The sequence below is a fragment of the Paenibacillus violae genome (genome assembly GCF_032461945.1).
In the GTDB taxonomy this organism is placed as follows: Bacteria; Bacillota; Bacilli; order Paenibacillales; family NBRC-103111; genus Paenibacillus_E; species Paenibacillus_E violae.
Genome location: NZ_JAWCUD010000024.1, coordinates 1 through 20,700, shown reverse-complemented (window position 1 = coordinate 20,700; position 20,700 = coordinate 1). Strand labels below are relative to the sequence as shown.

Here is a 20,700-nt window from a genome sequence, read left to right as displayed (position 1 = left end):
CTTGGCTGAAGGCGAGGCCAATTACAATAGCAAGGTTGCCGGAGGTTCAGATTGGTCTACCTATGCCAAGACTAACACGAACGGCATAACCTTAACTGGTCATCATATCGTTGTCAGAAATAATCATGTTCACCACATGGCAGGTGGAGGGGTTGGCGGCGGCGGTGATTATATTACCGTAGAGAATAACGATATCCACTCCAACAGCTGGTATACGTTCTATGCGACTAGCGGCATCAGCTTCATGAATGATTATGATACCGACAACAATACGACGGACTTCAAAATAATCGTTCGCAATAACCGCGTTTATGACAATGAAACGAAGGTGAAGTGGGAAAGAACGAAAGGCTACTCCGATGGCAATGGGATTATCTTTGATGTGGATGAAGCCTATAAGGGTAAAAAGCTGGTTGTGAATAATGTCGTCTATAACAATGGCGGCGGTGGCATTCATGCCTATCGAAGCAATAACATCCATGTCATCAATAATACGATTTACCATAACAGTCGAAGTCCGTACTTGAAATATCCGAATATGGATGCCCAGTCCGCTGACAATTCGGTCTTCTTAAATAACATCTCCATTGCCAGAGATGAAGAGGACGAATATGCCAATTTAAACAGCGGTTGGAACAACCTGTTTGCGTACAATGTGTACGGCGGCAACGTTCGCTTTCTCGGACAGAATGAACAAGTGATAGATCCGAAATTCGTATCTGTAACAGAAGCAACCTACGATTTCCATTTGCAGGCCGATTCACCCGCCATTGATCAAGGTACCCGCACGTATGCACCAAGCTTGGATGTGGAAGGAAACGCGCGTCCGTATGGAGGACCTGGCTCGAATGGACGGGTGGATATCGGGGCATACGAATCAGCTTTTAACAGTACAAATCCCGTAGTCGATGATTCGGTGCAATTCAATCCGGCGCCGCCGGATCAAGTTCTGGGAGCTAAAGCAGCGCAAGGCACACCGACGATTGATGGGCAAGTCGACGGTCTATGGTCTTCCGCCGAAAGCTTCCAAGCACTTAAGATAAGTGATAAGACGAAGGTTGCGCCGTTGGCAACCATGCGATTGCTATGGGATGAGCATAATTTGTATGTCTTGGCAGAAGTGAAGGATGCCAATTTGAAGGCTACAGGTGGCAATCTCTTTGAACATGATTCCATGGAATTTTTTATTGATGAGAACAATGCAGATACGGTCGCGTACCAGTCCGACGATAGCCATTATCGGGTCAATTATTTGAATTTGAAAAGTGTGGGCAAAAACGCGACGACGAGCAGCTTTTCATCTGCTGCAACCATCGTAGAAGGCGGCTATGTGATCGAAGCGGCGCTCCCGCTCAGAACGATAACAGGTGCTGTTGGAACCGTCATTGGCTTTGACGCTGGTGCCAGTGATGACAGTAACTATGATGGCATTCGAGATAATGCTACCATGTGGAGCAATCAACGATTCAACTCCCATGCCTCTACGCAATGGTTTGGCAATGTAACCTTCGCAGCAGCTCCAACTCTTGCAAGTATTCAACCTGTTACGGTGAGTACTACGGCTGGAACTGCGCCAATCCTGCCAACTGTCGTCACAGCCGTGTATAGTGATAATTCTACATCGACGGTGAACGTCTTGTGGGATGCCGTGAATCCCAGCAGTTATGTAAGCCCAGGAACCTTTGCGGTTAACGGTACGGTTAGTGGGACTGCTCTCAAAGCGGTTGCCAATGTAATTGTAAAAGCAGTTAACACTCCAAGTAATGGAGGCTCATCAGGTTCATCAGGCGCAGCACCAATGCCGAGTCCTTCTGTAATTGAGGGCTCCTTGGTTAGATTAACTCCGACCCTCACAGGCACAGTAGCGACAACTCATCTTACACAGGAGCTTCTTCTAAAGCTGCTGGCACAAGCCCCAAACAGCGGAACAGGTACCAAAAAAGCGATTGTGGAAGTTAAACCAATTACAGGAGCTCAGTCCTATGTGCAGGGTCTGCCTATCCAGTTCTTTCAAGATGGAGATGGAACCAACAAGCTGGAAATCCAGACCGCTCTAGCAACCGTAACCGTTCAAGATCATATGCTGAAGGCAAAAGAGATGACGGGATCTTCCAAAGTTGAGCTCAGCATCGCAGCAACGGATACCTCCAGCTTGAAGAATGAGCTTAAGGAAAAAATCGGCCATAAGCCTGTGTTGGATCTGGCTCTCTTGGTCGATGGTAAACGGATCGAATGGAAAAACAATCAAGCTCCGGCAACCGTATCTATTGCCTATCAGCCGACTGAGGAGGAGCGGAAGAACCCGGAACATATCGCGATCTGGTATATCGACGGGGAGGGCAAGGTTGTCAAAATTCCATCCGGTAAATATGATCCTGCTGCAGGGAAGGTCACTTTCACCACGACACACTTTAGCCAATATGCCGTCGGATATGAAGTGAAAAGCTTCGGGGATCTGGGGAGCTTCTCTTGGGCTAAACATCAGATTGAGGTGCTGGTATCCAAAGGAGTTATTAACGGCAGGAGCGATACGACCTTCGCGCCAAGTGAGAGCATAACAAGAGCTGATTTCATAGCCCTGCTGGCGCGAACGTTAGGACTGGAAGCGGAGGCGAGCACCAATCTCTCTGATGTGGATGCTTCAGAAGGGAATAATCAATTCGCACCGCAACAACCGATCACTAGACAGGATATGATGGTACTGATCGCAAGAGCGATGAATGCAGCAGGCAAGGCATTGCCAACGGCTGCTGCTGCAGACTTGAACCCTTTCATAGACGGTGATCAAGTGTCCGACTATGCGGAAGACAGTGTGGCAGCTCTTGTAAAAGCTGGTTTCGTCCAGGGAGATGGCGTCAACCTATCCCCAAGAGCTTACACTTCGAGAGCAGAAGCAGCTGTCTTGATCTACAGAATTTATATGAAGTAATTATCAAAGAAGCGCAACCTGTTTATACGATAGGAAGATAGTCGTAAGAGTCGGGGAATAATCGTGGAATTGTTCCCCGATTCTTAAATGACTTGGATAAGGAGGTGCTGGGCTTCGAATGCAGTAGCAAGGGTATCTTGTAAGGTATGCCATATTTTTGTTTATTGAAGGAGGAACGGTCAATGGGTTTAGGATTCGGATTAAACAAATCAACAAGGTTATTGAGCTTGTTCTTATCTCTGCTTGTAACTTGTTCCACGGTTGTTTTCGTTGCACCTGCGTATGCCGCTGTGCAAACGTACTATGTCGATATCGACACAGGTGTGGATGCCAGCGGTTATGGAACCAGTCCCGGCACACCATTCAAGAACATTCAATATGCCGCTAATTTGACCAACCCGGGAGATACCGTGTGTCATGAATGGAACCTATTATAAGACAAACGATCAGGATATATTCATATTACGCGATCCGGGAATTCCAACTCCACGGGCGGCTATATCAGCTACTTGGCCTATCCGGGTCATAGGCCTAAGCTCAAGGCGATTGATGCGTGGAATCACATTGTTGTAAACGCTTCCTACATTAGAATTGAAGGTTTTGAAATCGAAGGAGCTAATACCAATCTTACATTAAGCGATGGTAAAGCCCGGTATAATCATTTTGTACAAAATAAACCGACCAACTCCATTGATTGGAATTATGTCCACAAAACGCAGACGAATGGCATTTATATGAAGCCCGAAGCAGGGAGCACCTCCTATCCTCATCACATTATCGTGAAGAATAATATCGTTCATGACGTGCCCGGCGGGGGGATTAGTGCCTCGGATGCTGATTATTTGACCATTGAGAACAATACGGTATACAACAACTCCTGGTATACGCTTTATGCGACAAGCGGCATCTCGATCCTGACTCCCAAGAATACGGATTCATATATCACGAGCTATAGAAACATCATTCGTAACAATCGGGTGTATAACAATAAGACATTGGACAAATGGGAGAAAACACAAGATTATTCTGATGGTAACGGAATTATTATCGATAGTACCAAGAATGCTCCCGCATACATTGGAAAGACGGTGACAAAATGATATGGTTTTCTCTAGTCTCATTTACCGTAATAAATGCCAAACCGACCGCCTTCTTTTTGACATACATGCTTGGTATGCACACCTTTGTCTCCCAAAGATTGCAGGAGACGACTCCCGAACGGATCTGTACCGATCGCGCCTACCATTCGGACGGAAGCACCGCTTTGGCTGCAGCAACGGCTTGATTGGCTCCTTTTCCTCCAGGGTGATAAGAGGTTCGCTGACTCTCTACTGTTTCTCCAGGCTGTGGGAAGCTGCGCAGTTCGTTCACAATATCCATATTGATACTGACTACAACATAGAGTGATTTCATGAAGAATTCATTCCTTTCGCATATGATATTATCATTGACTCTATCGGTTTATTCCTAGTGTAAGGCTTGAACATCTGAATTGAAATAATGAACCTTATTTTCACAAAGAATGAGAATGGGATGCACATATTGAGAAGTATTCGAGAAGATTCTCCTTTACACTATAGACAAGATGACAGGATAACAATGGAGGCAATCATATGGCTGGATGGGTAAAACTACAAGAATTATTGAAGGCAGAAGTGCAGCAGCGAAGAGATGAGGGCTGTATGGTTGACGGGTTCCCTGCACGTATTCAAGAAGCAGGGGATAATCAAGTGAAATTGATGGCTATTTACACAGAAATGTGCGCGCTAGAACCCCAAGCGCCTAATGTTGACGAACCAAATGAATTGGAAGCGATTAAGCAGCTACGCCCTGTAGGACCGCGAATTCTCAAGGATAATTTGAATGCTGATCAGTGGTTAGATAAATTTCATGGCGCATGGTTGGGAAGATCCATTGGCTGCGCCTTGGGTAAACCTTTGGAGTACCCGTGCTTTATGGGAGGGTCTGATGGGAGACCTGGTTGGGAGAATGTTTATCTATGGTTTAAAGGGGCAAATGCTTGGCCGATTACGGATTATACACCGGGCGCTTCAACAGCCGAGCAAGACTATGGCATTAAATTAGCGCCATATGGAATGGAAAGCGTGCTAGAACGAATTTCCTATATGCAAACCGACGATGATATCCGTTACACCGTGCTGGGATTGATGATGCTAGAGCGCAAAGGGAAGCAATGGGGCTCTTGGGATATCGGCAAGCTGTGGCATGAGGTGCTGACCTATAAGCAAGTGTGCACGGCGGAAACGCAGTCCTATCTGAATTTTGCCCAAGTAACGGATCATTACGAAGTGAACGGACAACCCGCCGATTGGGCGCAAAAACAGGATTGGATTCGAACTTATCTCAATCCATACCGCGAATACATCGGAGCGCAAATTCGTGCGGACGGCTTCGCCTATGGAGCGGCCGGTCAACCGGAATTGGCCGCGGATTTCGCCTGGCGTGACGCTTCATTCTCTCATGTGCGCAATGGGATCTACGGGGAAATGTTCGTTGCTGCGATGATCGCTGCGGCATTCGTAGAATCTGACCCGCTCCGAATTGTTGAGATTGGTTTGAGTGAGATTCCTCGGAACTGCCGACTTGCTCATGACGTACAGCAAGCTGTGAAGATCGCACAAAGTACCAACGATCAGCTTGTTTTGGTCGAACAGATTTGGGAAGCATTCAAGCATTACGATCCTGTGCACACGAATAACAATGCAGCGTTGGTGGCGGCTTCTCTTGTATTTGCAAAAGGGGACTTCAACGTCGCAGTAACCACTTCCGTATTGGGTGGGTGGGATACGGATTGTAACGGAGCCACGGTCGGTTCGATTATGGGGGCGGCATTAGGAGCCAGGCAGCTGCCGAACCATTGGGTAAAGCCGCTGAACGATACGTTGTACGCCGAGGTGACAGGGTTCCATCCGATTGCTATATCCGAGTGCGCACGGAGAAGTTATGACGTGTTCAGAAAGTTAAAGGGCTAGCGATAATCAAATAGGCGTTCCAAGAGCGTTTTGCATGGGAGCGGAGTTTCCTTTGCAAGACGTTTTTCTGTTATGATAAGAATAGAACAGTATCGCGAAAAAGGTGTGTTCATTTTGATTCACCATATTACTTATGACGACTGTGAATTACCTGTAAATATATTTAAATGGGTTCCCCAAACCGTCTTGGAGATCCAACATCATCACCACAGCTTTGAAATTGGTTTGTGTTTATCAGGGCGGGGGGTATTCCATTTTGGGAACCGGACTTATCCTATTGCTCAGGGTCATACGTTCATTGTGAATGTACTGGAGATTCATATTGCACAGGCGGATGAGGACGATCCGTGTGAATTCGTCTTTATTAATTTCGATCCCGAACTCTTGGAGAAGGAAGAACCTGAGTTAATGGTTCCTTTTCGGTATTACCCCTTCCACTTCAGTAATCTCCTGAAGGGGGACATGGAGAGTATGGCACGATTGCGTCTAATTATCCAGCATATGTGGGAGGAGAAGGAAAGGATGGCTCCCGGGTTTCGAACAGCTATCAAGAGCTTGTTGCTGTCACTGTGCGTAGAGCTGCTCCGCCTGTCTAAACAGGAGATAAGCAGTTCGAAATGGAATGATGGTCTACGAAACTATGAGCATATTCGTCCTGTTTTATCCTATATCTCTGAGCATTATCAGAAGGATCTCGATCTACTTCAATTAGGCCAGTTGTTTCACCTCAGCCAGTCCCACCTATCTCGGTTGATTCTAGAAGCGACAGGCAGGAAGTTTAAGAACCACCTTCTTACCCTTCGCATCCAACATGCTAAGCGGTTGCTGGCCGGGTCAGAGCAGAGTGTCACGGATATTTGTTACGACTGCGGCTTCCAGAGTATGGCGACCTTTTACCGCAACTTTAAGCAATACGTTCTGCAGTCACCCGAGGAATACCGCCGCAGCTGTACTTTTTAGATATGATGATCCGAACATTGATTAAAATAGAAAGGAGCAGTTTGCCACTTGGCAGCTGCTCCTTCGTTCTGCATATCTCTAGGATAACAAGCTCTTTACTTACTATTCCGGCTGCTTAAGGCGATTCGGAAGGTCTTGATTTCATAAGGCAGGATAGGACTTACAATTTTTTCATTGTCACAAGAGAGTTGGTCATATCTGTTTTCTATTAAATCGGAGACCCATGCGCGTGCAGCCCCTCGGACATATACTTTGATTTCGTCTTCAATTCCAGCTGTCTCATAGACACGTATAATTATTTCACCAGAGTTATCTTCGGCTGCCTGAATGCTTGAAAGCAAGACATGGGAAGGCTCCAATTGCACATAAGAAACCGGCAGGATAGGGGAACTGGCCGAGCTTCCGCATAACGGATTGTTAACTTCCTGCGCCATTTGCACGACAGGCGAATGCTGCCAAACGCCTTCATAGGGAACTAGCGCAAATGTAAAAGTGTGCTCGCCATGCTGCGAAGATTGCGAGTCGATCGGCACGTTAGGCCAAATCGACTGCGGAGCGCGCAGCAGCGTAGCTGCCAGTGTGCCGGAGGAGACGACTTCGGCTCCAACGACGCCGGTGTTGATTAGTGCAATACCTTTGCTGCCGTCCTCGATTGCGACGAAACGGTGAGCCGGCCATTCGCCTTTAGCCGTTTTGGTTTCAACATATTGCTTTCGGCGCACAGTTCCGAATGGAATTTCATACCAAGCGTCCGAGCTGGCCAGCGAGGCTGCCAGCTTAAGCCGAATGCGGCTTTGTTCGCCGTGCCAGTGCAGCTTCAGCGTTAGATCGAGACGCTGCTTACCCGTAAGCAGCACAAATTCGGCTTCGAATCGCAGCTCATTTCCCTCCCCAGCCCAGGCAAGAGACGGGAATTCGCCGGTTAGGCGTAGTCGCTGGCAAAAGGATGTTGGTTCAAACACATGAACTTTCATGCGACACGCAGCGGAACTGACTTCGCCGCCGTTCGGATGCTCAATCTGGAAACTCCCGGTATCAGGCTGAATAACTAGAAAATCACCTGCATGCTCTAGCAACGTGTGGTTAGCAGCTTTCAACACTAGCCGCCGGATGCCGCTAGAATCACACTCTAACAGAAGATGCTCGTTCTCGATAAGCCCCGAAGAGACCTCGGCAGGAGCTTGCTCTGCTTGCGCACGGCCATCGTTATAATAGACGATGCAGGAAGAAATACCTGTTGCCGGTACGTCGGCAAGACAGTGAAGTTTGCCTTCGTGAATTTCGAAGGGAACGCTTCGCTCCTGGATGTGCACGTCTGCGATCGGAATGTGTGTATCGGCCAGCGGCAAGAACAGCCTGTCGCTGCGCCTCCAAGGCAGCCCATTCGTGATGGCATAAGTAAGACAACGCTTATTGGGAGGAGGTGCGGAAGCTGTAGGAACAGCAAGACGTTGAAGCGCTTCTTGGAGCAACGCATCAGCGCTGCGATCGATGTTCTGATAACGTCGCATCAAGTCCAGATAAATAGGAGTTGGATGCGAGCCGGTAAATACGTCGTGAAACTGGGTATAGGCCATCTCCCACCAGGCTTCTTCGAGCGCCATAGAGGGAAGGCTGCCAGCTAACGCTTGCCATTTCTCGGCTTCTAACAGCTTGGTCTCGACTCTCCGGTTAGTCGTGCGGATTTCTGTGCGCAGTGAAAACGTACCTGTAAATTCGGGATTCAGATCAGCGTGGACGACAGGCAGTAAATGCCGTTTAGACTCTAAAGCTTGAAAGTAGTCCCGGGGCAGTGCAAGCTTCCACTCCTCGTCCGCCCGTTCTTCTTGACGCTGCTTCACAAGCTCGACATGGTGGAGGCCGAGCAGCATTTCATTTTCGACGAATGGAATGACAATAAACGGTCCTTCACCATGCAAACCATCCGCCTTCTCAAACAACTTATCGACTGTCTGCCAATCCGAACAATCTGCTTTCGCTACATGCAGGGGAGTGACATAGGAGGAGTAAGAATGCCAGCCGACGACCATGGTTTCACTACCGTCTAGCCCGCGCGCAAGAAACGCATCATGAGGACTCGTTCCGCCGAAGCGGTTGGCAAGCAAATGTGTCTGCCCGAATTGCTTCAAGATCTGCGGCACTTGTGCGTGGATACCGAACGTATCTACGAGCCACCCCGTATCGGGCTTCACGCCAAAAGTGTCATACAACCATTTGGTGCCGATTCGTTGGTTGCGAACGTAGCATTCTCCGTTCGGAACGTTGGTCTCAAGCGTGGAAGCCATGCCCCCGACAACCTCCAGCCGCCCGCTTCGTACATAGGGTTTCAGCCGTTCAATCAAATCGGAGCGCCGTCGCTGCAAGCTCCGGTAATGGTAAGCCTGCTCAAGTACATACGTAAAAGAAGGATGCTGCTCCAGCGTATCCAGCAGCCGAATCATAAAAATGTCGAATAGCTCGCCCATTTCGCGTTCGGTCTTCTTCCAGGCCAGGTCGACATGGGTCATGGCTACGACTAAGAATGTTTTTTTCATACGTGCCACCTCTGTGGTCATATTAGAATCAGAACTTATTATAAGTAATATAATAAGTTCTGTCTAGTGGATCCTCCAACATTGCCTGTTCGTAAAATTCTACTTATAATAACAAGTAGATGAAGTTAAGGACGTGGATCTCAATGGCAGTTGTCAACACAGCGGATATTCGCAGCATGAACAAAAAAAATATTATTCAAGCCGTCCGATCTGGCCAACCGGCAACCAAAAAAGCGATTGCCGACGGGCTCGGGCTCAGCTTTGCAACGGTTTCCAATTTATGCAATCAGCTCATCGAAGAAGGGATCCTTAAGATCGCTTCGTCCGAAAACTCGAGCGGCGGCCGGATTCCGGGCCTTATTTCGCTTGAACCAGGTTCGCGTGGAAGTCTATGTCTCGATCTGAACCAACCGGAGCATGTCAATGCTTCGCTGCTCAATTTACAGAACGAGACTTTGGATTCCGTGACTGCAGCGATTCCTTCCGGACAAGGGCTGACTGAGCGTTTACAGGTCTGTTATGAGGTTGCCATGCAGCTCCTCGACAGACAACAAATGTCCTACGAGCACCTACTTGGTGTGGGTGCTGCGATTCCGGGCATTTTCTATAAAAAGAATAATACTGTCATAAATTCCACAATACCCATCTTCGAGAACCAGCCGGTCAAGAAGCTGTTGGAGGATCGCTTTCAGCTTCCAGTTTATCTGGAGAACGAATCTAATATTCTGGCACTGGCCACTTCGACGCGGCTGCAGCTGAACTCGGGAGAACGCCAAGAAGTTGCTTACATTTATATCGCTGAAGGCTTGGGCGTGGGGATTACTCACCAAGGGGCAATATTTGGGGGCAATCGCGGGTTTGGGGGCGAAGTCAGCCATATGCCGCTTGGTTCTAACCGCTACAGCTGCTACTGCGGACAAGAAGGCTGCGTGGAGACCGAGTTGTCTCTATTCGGATTTTGGAAGTCGTATTCAGGGACCGCTGTACAGGCGCCTTCCGACTCGCTGGCATCATTCTGGAAAGAGTTCGTTGAAGCAGCGCAATCGGGAGAAGAGCGCGCAAGACAGGTCTTGGGGGACAAAGGGCGGTTGCTCGGCAAACTCATCTCTGTCATTACTAACTTATTTGATCCGGATGAAGTGTATGTAGGTGGGATGGTAGAGCCTATTTTTCCCTTCATGTATCCATACCTGCTGGAAGAAGCGACAAGCCGAGTCATAACGAAGGATTTCTACTTTCCTGCAATCAAGAGCGGTGGAGATTACGAGGAGACCATGCATCAAGGATGCGCGGAAATGGTGTTCAAGTTCTGGAGTCCGTAAATGGCTATTAATTTAAATAAGCCAGTTTAAAATGAAGCCCTCTCCTTGGAGACGGGCTTCATTTTTTGCATGTTGACAAAAAGCTTGGGGATAAATTAACATTGTTATTATAAGTCATATAAAAAGTGAGAGTGAAACATTCATGTACCGGCACGATCAATTGGCAGCTCTCTTGAAGGAGCTTCGCACTCATCGCTACAGGCTTAGCGAAAAGTTTGCCTGCATCGGCTTTGACGGCTATGTCGATCGCATTGTGAACGCCGTGAAGTATCGACAGAATGTCAAGAAGTATCAGCGCTTCGATACCATTGCGGAATATGTAGGTCATCTTCAAGCCTGCGCCGGCAAAAGCGGCGACATCGAAATAGTTCCCGTCGCCGAGCAGCTCGGTGGTAACGCGCCGATCATGGCGCAAGCCATGGCCAAACTTGGGGTCAACAGCACGTGTATCGGCACATTGGGCGACCCCGAGCTTCATCCGGTTTTTAGTTGTTTGCCGGAACGATGCAAGCCGATGTCGATTGGCGAGCCGGCACAAACACTAGCCCTTGAATTCAATGACGGGAAAATCATGATGGGGGAGATCGCACCGCTGCATCGAGTTACCTGGGAAAGTGTCTTACAACGCCCGGGACTTGCAGAACTGACAAAGCAATACCGTCTAAGTGATGTGATCGGCATTGTCAACTGGAGCTCCTTGTTTGCGCTCGATGGAATTTTGCAAGGGCTAATTCAAGAAGTTCTGCCTTGTGCAGGTGAACGAGTAGCGGATAAATTTATATTCGTTGACATTGCGGACCCTTCTGCAAGAAGCCGGGGTGAAATACAGAAACTGATGGAAACATTAAGAGAAATCAACACGATGGCCAAGGTTGTACTGGGACTGAATAGGAAGGAAGCCGAGTTGGTCTACGGAGCCATGGGACACTTATATGAGAATCAGGCGCAAGCCGTATTGGCGGATACGATTCGCAAGGAATCCAGTCTATACAATGTTGTCATTCATACCTCAAGCGGCGTAACAGGTGTTACAGAAGCGGGCATTTGGGAGGCCGATGTTTTTCATGAACCGCAGCCTTACCGAACTACCGGGGGAGGTGATCATTTTAATGCGGGACTATGTACGGGGTTCATGTTGGATTTGCCGATGGCAGCTTGTCTGCAATTGGGCAATCTGACAGCGGCCTGGTTCGTGAGAACCGGGCAAAGCCCGTCGATGGATGAACTGATCGCATTTGGAGAACGTTTATTGCCGCAGCTTATCTAAGGTTAATATTTTTTTTTGAAAAAACGATATGGGGGATATGAACATGAATCGATATGAAGCCGATGTCGCCAGTCAGCCGGAAAGCATACGTAGTGCTTTGAGAAGCATGACGGCCGATATGTCGAGCGATGAGTGGAGAGACTGGGAGACAGGGAAGTGGAAAAAAGTCGTCTTTGCCGGTATGGGGAGTTCGCATTTTGTTTGTCACGGCGCTGTTATTTATTTGAACGAACGGGGGATCGATGCGCAGGTTCTCTCGGCCAGTCAACTGCTTCATTACGAAAGAGGTTTGTTGCGCGACGACACGTTGCTTGTGCTTGTGTCTCAGTCTGGTGAAAGCGCTGAAATTGTACGACTCCTTGAGTTGCTTCCGCCAAGTTTTGATATTGTCGCCATTACGAACGAGCCGACCAGTAGACTTGCAGCGGGGGCGCAACGAACACTGCAGCTGTACGTGGAGCAAGAAGCGTCTGTTACGACGCGCACCTATGTGGCTTCGTTCGTTGCTGTTCATCTTTTGGCTAGGCGGCTGGAAGGCAGTTTGGACTTGCTTGCATTCGAGCGGGAAATTGAAGGTGCAGCGGACAAGATGGCTCTTATCCTTAAGGAATCCGACATGCATGCGAAACTCGATGCATTCCTTACGGCACCGGCTTATGTGTGCCTGATCGGGCGAGGTCACGCCTTGAGCACAGTTCGTGCCGGAGCATTGTTCATTCGCGAGGTGGCCAAATTCCCGGCACTTGATTTTGAAGCCGCTGAATTCAGACATGGACCGATGGAGATGGTCGACGAGCAGTTCGCCGCCATCGTGCTTGCGCCCACCGGAGTTACTGGTGTACTAAACCGCAAGCTAGCCTGGGACATTGTGGAACGGGGAGGCAAGGTAGTGCTCGTGACGAATGAGCCGTGTGATGACGTTCATCCGCAGATGCTGGTAATTAATCTGCCTAATGTTGATGAATGTCTATCTCCTCTGCTTGACGTCATTCCCGTTCAGCGGGTAGCCAATCTGTTAGCAGAACAACGGCAATTGGAGGTTGGCACATTCCGATGGTCCTCCAAAGTAACGAATACGGAATAAATCTGGAAAAATATAAAAATGAAAGAGGGGTCGTTTGATATGTATAAACGTCACAAAGTCACATTCCTTACTGGAACTATGGGATTTGTTCTCCTCGTGAGCGCTTGCACTTCAGGCCAAACGGGCAACTCACCGGCTGTAACTACTGATAAAGCGCCGACACCGATCAGTGTTTTCGTCAACCAGACCGGTACGACAACTGTTGATCCGACTAACAGTTTGCTGCAGGAAATTGAGAAGAAAACGAATACGAAGCTCTCCATCACCTGGGTCCCACAGAATACGTTCTCAGAGAAAGTGAAGATTACGCTGGCTTCGGGCGATATGTCGGATCTAACGCTGGTTACAAGCATCTTCGATCCGCAGGTAGTACAGTTGGCGGGAGATGGCGCATTCTGGGATTTGTCACCGTACATCGACAGTTATCCGAATTTTAAGGCGCTGCCGAAAGACATCTGGGAGAATGCCAAAATAAAAGGAAAATCTTACGGTATTCCACGTCCTAGACCGCTTGAAGGAAGCTGGGGACTGCAACTTCGTAAGGATTGGCTCGACAAGCTTGGGTTGAAAGTGCCGGAGACGATGGACGATGTGTATGCGGTTGCTAAAGCATTCACGGAAAAAGATCCCGACGGTAACGGGAAAGCGGATACATACGGCTTAACGGCGAACGTAGATGTAAATGGGATGGGAACCTTGTCCTGGGTGGAAAATACGTTCAACGGCGTTGCTAGCAACTGGAAAATGAAAGATGGACAGCTCGTTCCGGTCATATTTGAACCAAGCGAGAAGCAGGCGTTAGAGTGGCTGAAGCGAGTCTACGAAGAAAAAATACTGACGCCCGATTGGGCTGCACTTAAGAATACGCAAGCGCGCGAACAGTATATGGGCAATAAAGCAGGGATCATCGGCACAGCGCTTAACCCGCAATGGTTATTTATGGATGCAATTCGCAAACTGGTTCCCCAAGGTGATTCGTATCCAATCACCTATTTGATCGGCCCTGAAGGGAAATTCGCAGGTCGCGATGCTGGGAATTACGGCATGTTCGTTATCCCGAAAACAGTGCCCGAGGCAAAGATGAAAAATATACTTGAACTGATGAATCAGGGTTACGGCGAGGAAATATCCAATTTGGCGGCATTTGGTTTGCCAGAAGTTCATTACACAGTTAAAGATGGTTTTAAAGTGGCAACCGAGCAAGCGACCAAAGACAATCTTGCGGATGTAACTAATAACTTGCCAAATATATTTTCTGGATACGACAAGTATCAGAGAGCTTACTTCGCCGGTATTCCGAAAGAATATTATGACCGAAATAAGAAATTGATTGACGAACGGAGCACCTTTAGCAAACCGGATCCAGCATACGGCTTACTTTCGAAGACGGCGCTTACGCTTGGCCCAGATATTGACAAGAAGATTCAGGACATGAAAGTGAAGGTTATTCTGGGGAAAGAATCCCTCGCGGCGTGGGATGATTTCGTTGCCAAGTTGAAGTCTGACAACGACTACCGGAAGATCGTACAGGAAATGAATGAAGCATACAAAAATAAATGAAGCTAGATGAGGGCTGGGACTCCGACGGGGTTCCACTTTTTTTATGTCGGGTTAAGATGAATCTTGAAGCCGGCTAATCGATATTGAAACGGTTAATGGTGTTCTGTTCAAGAAAATAAAGTATTTTCTTAGTGCTTAGGTTAAGATAAGTCCCCTGTTTAAACACTACATGCTACCCGCGTACGTTCTTTAATTAGTAATTGGAAATGGTATATACTGAGGAGGACGTAGCCCAAGCGAAGGCGCGGGAGCGTCCTTTTTATTGAACTAACGGGATCCAACATGGAAAATGACCTTTTGTATATGAGATGGCAGGATAGTTTGGTGGTTGTCTTGAATAGATGATATATAATTTCTGCTTTGTTTAAGTGGGAACAAGAAGATGGAGGAAATAGATGAGACAAAGCTATGAACTGATCATTGGACAAGCTACTGAAGAGCAATCTTCTAACTATGTGTCCTTTGTTGGGGGAAAACCACGTATTCCAAGAGATATTAATATTCCTAAATGTAAACTCTGCGGATCTGAAGAAGCGTTTTTCTTTCAGCTTGCATTTCCTACAGATCATGCATGGAAGGATAAATCAATGGCTGTTTTTGCATGTATTTCTTGTGTGGATGAGAAGTACTTTATTCCTCCTATGATTAAAGGCTCTTTACAAAATGCAATAATTCCAGCGGGTTTTCTTGATGAGTACCAAGTAAACTTTAATATATTAGTCTTCCAAACTTATAATGCTGAAATTAGAGAGGACTATCAAGAAAAAGTACAATTTAAACCTATTTCTGAACGAAAAATAGATGTTGGTAACAATTCATATATGAAAATGGGAGGAGATCCACTGTGGTATTTAGATAATGAATCTCCTTCAAAGTATGACGATGGTAGTAATTTTTTCTTCTTATGCCAATTACCAGAAAATCTCGAATTTGAAATAGTACCAGAAGCACCAAGGCAAATGAAACTAGGGTTAGGGAAGAAAATTCAGCCATCAAACAAGTTGTTTTACAGGTTATTTTTAGCCAACTACATTTACTTCTTTGGAATTAACTCAAATTCAGGAAGTAAGGTGTATGTAATTACTCAAATATGATGCGATAATTCTAATTTCTGATTGAACTAACTGTAATCGTTAATAAATTGGCTTTTACCACTTTTGAGCAACATGCTAAAATACATTAGTACCAGTTAACCTCTGAGTCTAATGTGGAGCTTAGAAAGACTTCTATAAAGTATTTGTGGTAACTGGTACGGTATTTAGAAGGAATTGGCCCATAATAGGCGTATATATAATTGTGCAGTGACCTCTCAGGGAAAAACCGCCCATAATAGGTTTGGAGCCGGCAGGACATCCTCCTGGACTTCTTTAACAGAAATGAGGCGCTCCATGTTTTTGGCGCTGCACATTTAATGATTAATCAACCTGTCGAAATGACAGGTTTTTTGCATAGAAAAACAAAGAACTTAACAGAGAAAGAAGGAAATTGTTTCCTTCTGTCGAAAGAACTTAACAAAAGCCCTTTAAAGTTATTGAGGCGGATTCTCGACCTCTCAGTTTATTATGGGTTATGCACCGAATCTAAAACCTGACATGCTACATTGGGCCCATTGCGGAGCTCTTAAGAAAACTTGGTTAATCTGGTGCAAATGATTCGAATAGGTGATCATAAGTTGAATAATTTTATGCTTACGGATACGAGCATTATTGAAGGCCAAGACAACTCCAGATCTTTTTATCCCTTCTATGTTGGAATAGATATCGGTTCGGATTTCCATGTTGCTGCTTGCATTCCTTTTGAAAAGTTCCGCAGTGAGAAGGAATGGAAACGCAGTAAAACAATGAAGTTTAACTCGGATAGCCAAGGAATTACAAAGTTTATCCATGCTTTAGAAGATATTCAGGCACAACTCGGGTATAAACCCCAGGATTTCTTTATATTACTGGAGCCAACTGGTGGACATTATTCATATCTAGTAGTTCGAGTTTTATTAGATCGCGGCTATTCTATATATCAGGTTGAAAATAAAGCTGTAAAAGATTTTCGTGAACGCCAGCTAGGACTTAATGAAAAATCCGATGAAATTGATGCTAGAATCATGGCCTATATGGGATGGCACAAAACCCTTCATCCTGATATGCGTTCGGTGCGAATAGTTCGTCCTGCAAGTGCAGAGCAGGTTTTGTACCGCACATTAACTAGGGATCGCTGGTTACTTACTACTCAATTAACGAGACGTAAGAATCAAGTCCAGCAATTATTTTCCGTAACCAATCCTGAACTTAAACGGGCTTTTAAAAAAACAGGTGGGTTAAGTGTCCTCAAATTGGCTCTGAAATATCCTACAGCGCAAGAAATGGCCAAGGTAACTCAGGATGAACTTAGGCAAACTCTAATAACAATTGGTGCAAAAACTACTGCTACAAAAGCCTCTACAACCTTGGCAGAGCTGTTACCCAACACGTTAGCCTTAGACATTCCACACCTAGCTGAGCGGCAAACGTGGCTAATTGAAGAAGCTTTGCGTATAGACGAAGCAATAAAAAGCATGGATAAACAGATCGCCTCCCTGCTTTATGGTGATAAAGATAAAGGATATCAACCGCATCCTTATACAAAGATACTTATGTCTTTCCCAATTATGAGTGAATCTATGGCATGTACATTTATCGGTGCAATTGGTGATATTGAACGTTTCTCAACATATTTAGAGCTTAAAAAGTACCTTGGTGTAGCCGCTGAGAATAAAATCTCGGGCACATCTGTTTTTAAGAGTAGGCAGACATACGAGGGTGTTAGAGATACTCGCAGAGTTCTATTCTTAATGACTTTGCTGTTAATATCTCCAAAAATAAGTGAAAATAGTTTTCGTGTTTACTATAAACGGTTAGTTGATCGAGGAATGGCGAAGAGAAAAGCAATAGGTCATGTATGCGGTAAGATAGCCCAAGTTTTATACTCATGCCTTAAGAACAACGAATCGTATGATCCGTTCAAACATGCGAGTAAAATGGGAGTAATCCTTGATGGCGATAAAGTGAAATTAAAGATCCCATCTAATTTAGAAGATTACGAACGTCAGGCAGATGAGTTAGCTGACGATGATGACTTATAAACGACAGTGTCTTACACTGCCTTACACTAAACATAAATAGCCCATTGCCCTGCAAATTGGAAATTAAGGAGCTTCCAAATTACGGTGATGGGCTCTTTGATTTTTTATAAGCACTACACTACATTAGACTATGAAAATAATAAAGTATTTTCTTAGTGCTTAGGGTAAGATAAGTCCCCTCTTTAAGCACTACATGCTACCCGCGTACGTTCTTTAATTGGTAATTGGAAATAGGAGGACGTAGCCCAAGCGAAAGCGCGGGAGCGTCCTTTTTAATTGAACTAACGGACAGATATCTTCAATTCAGTATGTTAAAATATGGTTAAACATTAATATTTAAAAGGTTGAATGGAGCGGTGTATTATAGTGAAATTTGAAATATTCGATGTAGTCAGATTGCTTAAAGACTTCGATGACGAAGGCGTATTAACGGGAGAAGTTGCAACGATTGTAGAAGTTTATACTTTGCCAAGGGAAGGTTACGAATTAGAGTTTGTGGGTGAGGGTGGGATAACTAAGGCATTGTTCGCTGTTGGACCAGATGACATTGAACTTTGCATTTAATCTACCTCTTATTCACTAATGACAACGTTACAGGTAAAGGATGTTTGTTTTATATAGGGAGGACTGACATGGGAAACTATATTTTCAATCGCTCTAATAACCTAGATTTCGGAATGAGCAATGGAGGATTGACCGTCTTTCTTACCGTATTGGGACTGAGTGGCACATTATCAGCTAATACGAAAAAAGAGAAAGAATTAATATTGTGGCTTATGGAACACGACATTGAAGTGAGAGGTCTTGGAAATGGTGGGTTTGATGTCGAGGATATACCTTGGGATGTAATTAACTTTGAAATCGAAAAAGAGTTCTTAGTAAATGTTATTCAAGGGGCAAAACAGAAAATTGGATGGGATACTTTAGATTATGTTCCGAATGAAGAATTAATCATGTCATATTTGGGGAGTTTTATGGAAATGATTCGAATCCTTGCACCTGAGAATATAAAAAAAGATGAATATAAAGAATGGATTAATTTGGGGATTAGGGATAAAAGGTTTAAAAACCCTGAAGGCTATCCGAAATGTGAGAAGCATGGAATTTTATTATATTGGAATGGTTGTATAGCGTGTAATGATAAATGAGAATCGGGAAAGTCCATTTAACTAACGCAGAACGATAGTTCAACACCAAAAACGGCTGCCGCGGGGTAGCCGTCATTGCGCTAACGGGCAGCATTGTTCTATTGGTTGAAATTGACAGAGAGACGATTTAGTGCAAAAATTAGTATCTGATACTAGTATCAGATTACTATTCAGGAGGTGCACTAACTATGAAATATTTTATTATAACAGGTACCTCAAGAGGTATTGGTGAGTCTATTGCAGAACAACTAATTTCTCCAAATCACTATCTGTACTGTATTTCAAGAGGAAAAAATGCAGATTTAGTAAGAAAAAGTAAAAACATCAAGTATTATGAAGTTGATTTAAATCAATTCCAACAGATTGAATCCTTAATGGAGAGTATTTTCAATTCAATTGATTTTTCTAAAGCGGTAGGAATCTATCTAATCAATAATGCATCAATAATAGCTCCTGTTACATTCATAGATACTGCTATGATTAGTGATATTACTCAAAACATTAATGTGAATTTAATAGCACCCATCTTACTTACTTCATTGTTTATAAAGAATTCGAATAAATATTTAATTGAAAAAAGAATTCTAAATATTTCATCGGCTTCAGTTAAGTATCACCATCCTGGAATGAGTTTGTATTCTGCTGCTAAAGCAGGACTGGATGTTTTTTCTCAATGTGTGGGGCTGGAACAAAATCACTCTATTGCACCCGTGGGAGTTGTTTCAATTTGGCCCGGAATGATTGACACTAATTTGCAAAGAGAAGCAAGAAATCAAGATAAATCAACATTCCCTTCAGCTAATTTATTTCAGAATGTTAAAGATGCTGGGATGCTAAGTACACCGGAGGAAACAGCAAAACAAATAATTGAGTTTCTGTTTAAGACGGACTTCGAACATGGTACTGTTGTTGACATCTACGATTATTCGAAGGTTCAACAAACATATGATTAAGCTAATGAAAGAACTATAGTTGAATGAACATCAGAATGAGGCTCCCGGTATGATCGGTGGCCTTCATTTTCGATCGAGTAGTTTAGTTATGACCAGTTATAACCATTCTACTCCTCAAGAGTTATGGTACAATTCGAGAGAGTCATTATTTATAGGGGACACTGGGGGAACGCTATATGAATTCTCATATTCAAATTCGACAAATGAAAAGTGAAGATATTGATGTAGTTTTCCAAGCACTTAAAGACCACAATATTGGGAAACCACTAGACTATATAAAAAGGTGCTGGGAAGAAAATTATTCTGGAGAACGGGTTACTCTTTTGGCCTTAAACGACCAGAAGTTTGCCGGATGGTTGCATCTTATTTCTAAATCAAATTATCCGTACTTCGAAGAACAAGGGATTCCAAAAATCAACAACTTTGATGTAGTTCCTTCCTTACGCCGACTTGGCATCGGCAATGCATTGATGGATGCTATTGAACAAATTGCATTCGAAAAATACGGTATTGTTGGTATTGGTGTGGGACTCTATTATGATTATGGAAATGCGCAAAGACTCTATGCTAAGCGAGGCTTCATCCCAGATGGAAGAGGAATAATAAATGAAGGCAAGCAGGTGGAACCCGGCAGTCACGTACTTGTTGGACACGATTTAGCTTTGTATTTGATTAAAGAGAGATAGAGAAATTCTTGATGATGTTAAGCTAACTGGGAACGTTTGTTTAATACACAATAATGGGAGGTTGCAGGCACGATCGGCAGCCTTTCGCTCACCTAAACGGGCAGTTATTCATAATATTATGACCCACAGCCCGTTGCTGTGGGTCACTT

16 protein-coding genes and 1 pseudogene are annotated in these 20,700 nt (G+C 45.1%); 15 read left to right on the top strand and 2 right to left on the bottom strand.

The window, feature by feature from the left end; translation table 11 throughout:
- The first annotated feature begins 1 nt into the window (after nucleotide 1).
- From RQP52_RS35445 to RQP52_RS35435, 3 genes are all read left to right on the top strand, one after another.
- The gene (locus RQP52_RS35445) at nucleotides 2-2,929 is read left to right on the top strand and encodes a sugar-binding protein (protein WP_315956156.1); all 2,928 of its coding nucleotides are present in this window, start codon (nucleotides 2-4) and stop codon (nucleotides 2,927-2,929) included.
- A gap of 182 nt (nucleotides 2,930-3,111) precedes the next feature.
- On the top strand, nucleotides 3,112-3,366 hold the full coding sequence (locus tag RQP52_RS35440) for a hypothetical protein (RefSeq protein WP_315956155.1): 255 nt from the start codon (nucleotides 3,112-3,114) through the stop codon (nucleotides 3,364-3,366).
- Nucleotides 3,367-3,438: 72 nt separating this feature from the next.
- Complete coding sequence (locus tag RQP52_RS35435) at nucleotides 3,439-4,029, top strand: right-handed parallel beta-helix repeat-containing protein (protein WP_315956154.1); 591 nt, start codon at nucleotides 3,439-3,441, stop codon at nucleotides 4,027-4,029.
- Between the two features lie 17 nt (nucleotides 4,030-4,046).
- On the opposite strand, the pseudogene RQP52_RS36590 reads toward RQP52_RS35435, so the two are convergent.
- Nucleotides 4,047-4,309, bottom strand: a pseudogene (locus tag RQP52_RS36590) (PfkB family carbohydrate kinase).
- A gap of 233 nt (nucleotides 4,310-4,542) precedes the next feature.
- On the opposite strand from RQP52_RS36590, the gene RQP52_RS35425 reads away from it, so the two are divergent.
- Nucleotides 4,543-5,922, top strand: coding sequence for an ADP-ribosylglycohydrolase family protein (locus tag RQP52_RS35425; RefSeq protein ID WP_315956152.1), 1,380 nt, complete (start codon nucleotides 4,543-4,545; stop codon nucleotides 5,920-5,922).
- A gap of 72 nt (nucleotides 5,923-5,994) precedes the next feature.
- Nucleotides 5,995-6,882, top strand: a complete 888-nt coding sequence (locus RQP52_RS35420) for an AraC family transcriptional regulator (protein ID WP_315956151.1) — start codon at nucleotides 5,995-5,997, stop codon at nucleotides 6,880-6,882.
- A gap of 95 nt (nucleotides 6,883-6,977) precedes the next feature.
- Here RQP52_RS35420 and RQP52_RS35415 read toward each other — a convergent pair whose 3' ends face one another.
- Entirely contained in the window at nucleotides 6,978-9,416 is a 2,439-nt protein-coding gene (locus tag RQP52_RS35415) for a glycoside hydrolase family 38 N-terminal domain-containing protein (RefSeq protein ID WP_315956150.1), read from the bottom strand.
- A 143-nt stretch (nucleotides 9,417-9,559) separates the two neighbouring features.
- On the opposite strand from RQP52_RS35415, the gene RQP52_RS35410 reads away from it, so the two are divergent.
- The 10 genes from RQP52_RS35410 to RQP52_RS35365 all read left to right on the top strand — a co-directional run bounded on the left by RQP52_RS35410 (nucleotide 9,560) and on the right by RQP52_RS35365 (nucleotide 20,551).
- The gene (locus RQP52_RS35410; protein WP_315956149.1) at nucleotides 9,560-10,738 is read left to right on the top strand and encodes an ROK family transcriptional regulator; all 1,179 of its coding nucleotides are present in this window, start codon (nucleotides 9,560-9,562) and stop codon (nucleotides 10,736-10,738) included.
- Between the two features lie 142 nt (nucleotides 10,739-10,880).
- Nucleotides 10,881-12,005: a PfkB family carbohydrate kinase gene (locus tag RQP52_RS35405; protein WP_315956148.1), complete on the top strand. Its 1,125-nt coding sequence runs from the start codon at nucleotides 10,881-10,883 to the stop codon at nucleotides 12,003-12,005.
- A gap of 43 nt (nucleotides 12,006-12,048) precedes the next feature.
- Nucleotides 12,049-13,089 carry an SIS domain-containing protein gene (locus tag RQP52_RS35400; RefSeq protein ID WP_315956147.1) on the top strand — a complete coding sequence of 347 codons (1,041 nt, stop codon included), beginning with the start codon at nucleotides 12,049-12,051 and terminating at the stop codon, nucleotides 13,087-13,089.
- Nucleotides 13,090-13,128: 39 nt separating this feature from the next.
- Nucleotides 13,129-14,649, top strand: coding sequence for an extracellular solute-binding protein (locus RQP52_RS35395; RefSeq protein WP_315956146.1), 1,521 nt, complete (start codon nucleotides 13,129-13,131; stop codon nucleotides 14,647-14,649).
- 395 nt (nucleotides 14,650-15,044) lie between these two features.
- Nucleotides 15,045-15,743, top strand: coding sequence for a zinc ribbon domain-containing protein (locus RQP52_RS35390; protein WP_315956145.1), 699 nt, complete (start codon nucleotides 15,045-15,047; stop codon nucleotides 15,741-15,743).
- A gap of 563 nt (nucleotides 15,744-16,306) precedes the next feature.
- On the top strand, nucleotides 16,307-17,764 hold the full coding sequence (locus RQP52_RS35385; protein ID WP_455430410.1) for an IS110 family transposase: 1,458 nt from the start codon (nucleotides 16,307-16,309) through the stop codon (nucleotides 17,762-17,764).
- A 366-nt stretch (nucleotides 17,765-18,130) separates the two neighbouring features.
- Complete coding sequence (locus RQP52_RS35380; protein ID WP_056620528.1) at nucleotides 18,131-18,328, top strand: DUF4926 domain-containing protein; 198 nt, start codon at nucleotides 18,131-18,133, stop codon at nucleotides 18,326-18,328.
- Between the two features lie 68 nt (nucleotides 18,329-18,396).
- On the top strand, nucleotides 18,397-18,912 hold the full coding sequence (locus RQP52_RS35375; RefSeq protein WP_315956143.1) for a hypothetical protein: 516 nt from the start codon (nucleotides 18,397-18,399) through the stop codon (nucleotides 18,910-18,912).
- Between the two features lie 188 nt (nucleotides 18,913-19,100).
- Nucleotides 19,101-19,865 (top strand): SDR family NAD(P)-dependent oxidoreductase, encoded by a 765-nt coding sequence (locus RQP52_RS35370; RefSeq protein WP_315956142.1) that lies wholly within the window; start codon nucleotides 19,101-19,103, stop codon nucleotides 19,863-19,865.
- Nucleotides 19,866-20,041: 176 nt separating this feature from the next.
- Nucleotides 20,042-20,551 (top strand): GNAT family N-acetyltransferase, encoded by a 510-nt coding sequence (locus RQP52_RS35365; protein ID WP_315956141.1) that lies wholly within the window; start codon nucleotides 20,042-20,044, stop codon nucleotides 20,549-20,551.
- The last annotated feature ends 149 nt before the right edge of the window (nucleotides 20,552-20,700 follow it).

What these genes read in the sequence shown, in the direction of transcription:
- RQP52_RS35440 (WP_315956155.1), top strand. Translation starts at nt 3,112, where the DNA reads ATGGGTTTAGGATTCGGATTAAACAAATCAACAAGGTTATTGAGCTTG.
- RQP52_RS35425 (WP_315956152.1), top strand. Translation starts at nt 4,543, where the DNA reads ATGGCTGGATGGGTAAAACTACAAGAATTATTGAAGGCAGAAGTGCAG.
- RQP52_RS35420 (WP_315956151.1), top strand. Translation starts at nt 5,995, where the DNA reads ATGATAAGAATAGAACAGTATCGCGAAAAAGGTGTGTTCATTTTGATT.
- RQP52_RS35415 (WP_315956150.1), bottom strand. Translation starts at nt 9,416, where the DNA reads ATGAAAAAAACATTCTTAGTCGTAGCCATGACCCATGTCGACCTGGCC.
- RQP52_RS35410 (WP_315956149.1), top strand. Translation starts at nt 9,560, where the DNA reads ATGGCAGTTGTCAACACAGCGGATATTCGCAGCATGAACAAAAAAAAT.
- RQP52_RS35405 (WP_315956148.1), top strand. Translation starts at nt 10,881, where the DNA reads ATGTACCGGCACGATCAATTGGCAGCTCTCTTGAAGGAGCTTCGCACT.
- RQP52_RS35400 (WP_315956147.1), top strand. Translation starts at nt 12,049, where the DNA reads ATGAATCGATATGAAGCCGATGTCGCCAGTCAGCCGGAAAGCATACGT.
- RQP52_RS35395 (WP_315956146.1), top strand. Translation starts at nt 13,129, where the DNA reads ATGTATAAACGTCACAAAGTCACATTCCTTACTGGAACTATGGGATTT.
- RQP52_RS35390 (WP_315956145.1), top strand. Translation starts at nt 15,045, where the DNA reads ATGAGACAAAGCTATGAACTGATCATTGGACAAGCTACTGAAGAGCAA.
- RQP52_RS35375 (WP_315956143.1), top strand. Translation starts at nt 18,397, where the DNA reads ATGGGAAACTATATTTTCAATCGCTCTAATAACCTAGATTTCGGAATG.
- RQP52_RS35370 (WP_315956142.1), top strand. Translation starts at nt 19,101, where the DNA reads ATGAAATATTTTATTATAACAGGTACCTCAAGAGGTATTGGTGAGTCT.
- RQP52_RS35365 (WP_315956141.1), top strand. Translation starts at nt 20,042, where the DNA reads ATGAATTCTCATATTCAAATTCGACAAATGAAAAGTGAAGATATTGAT.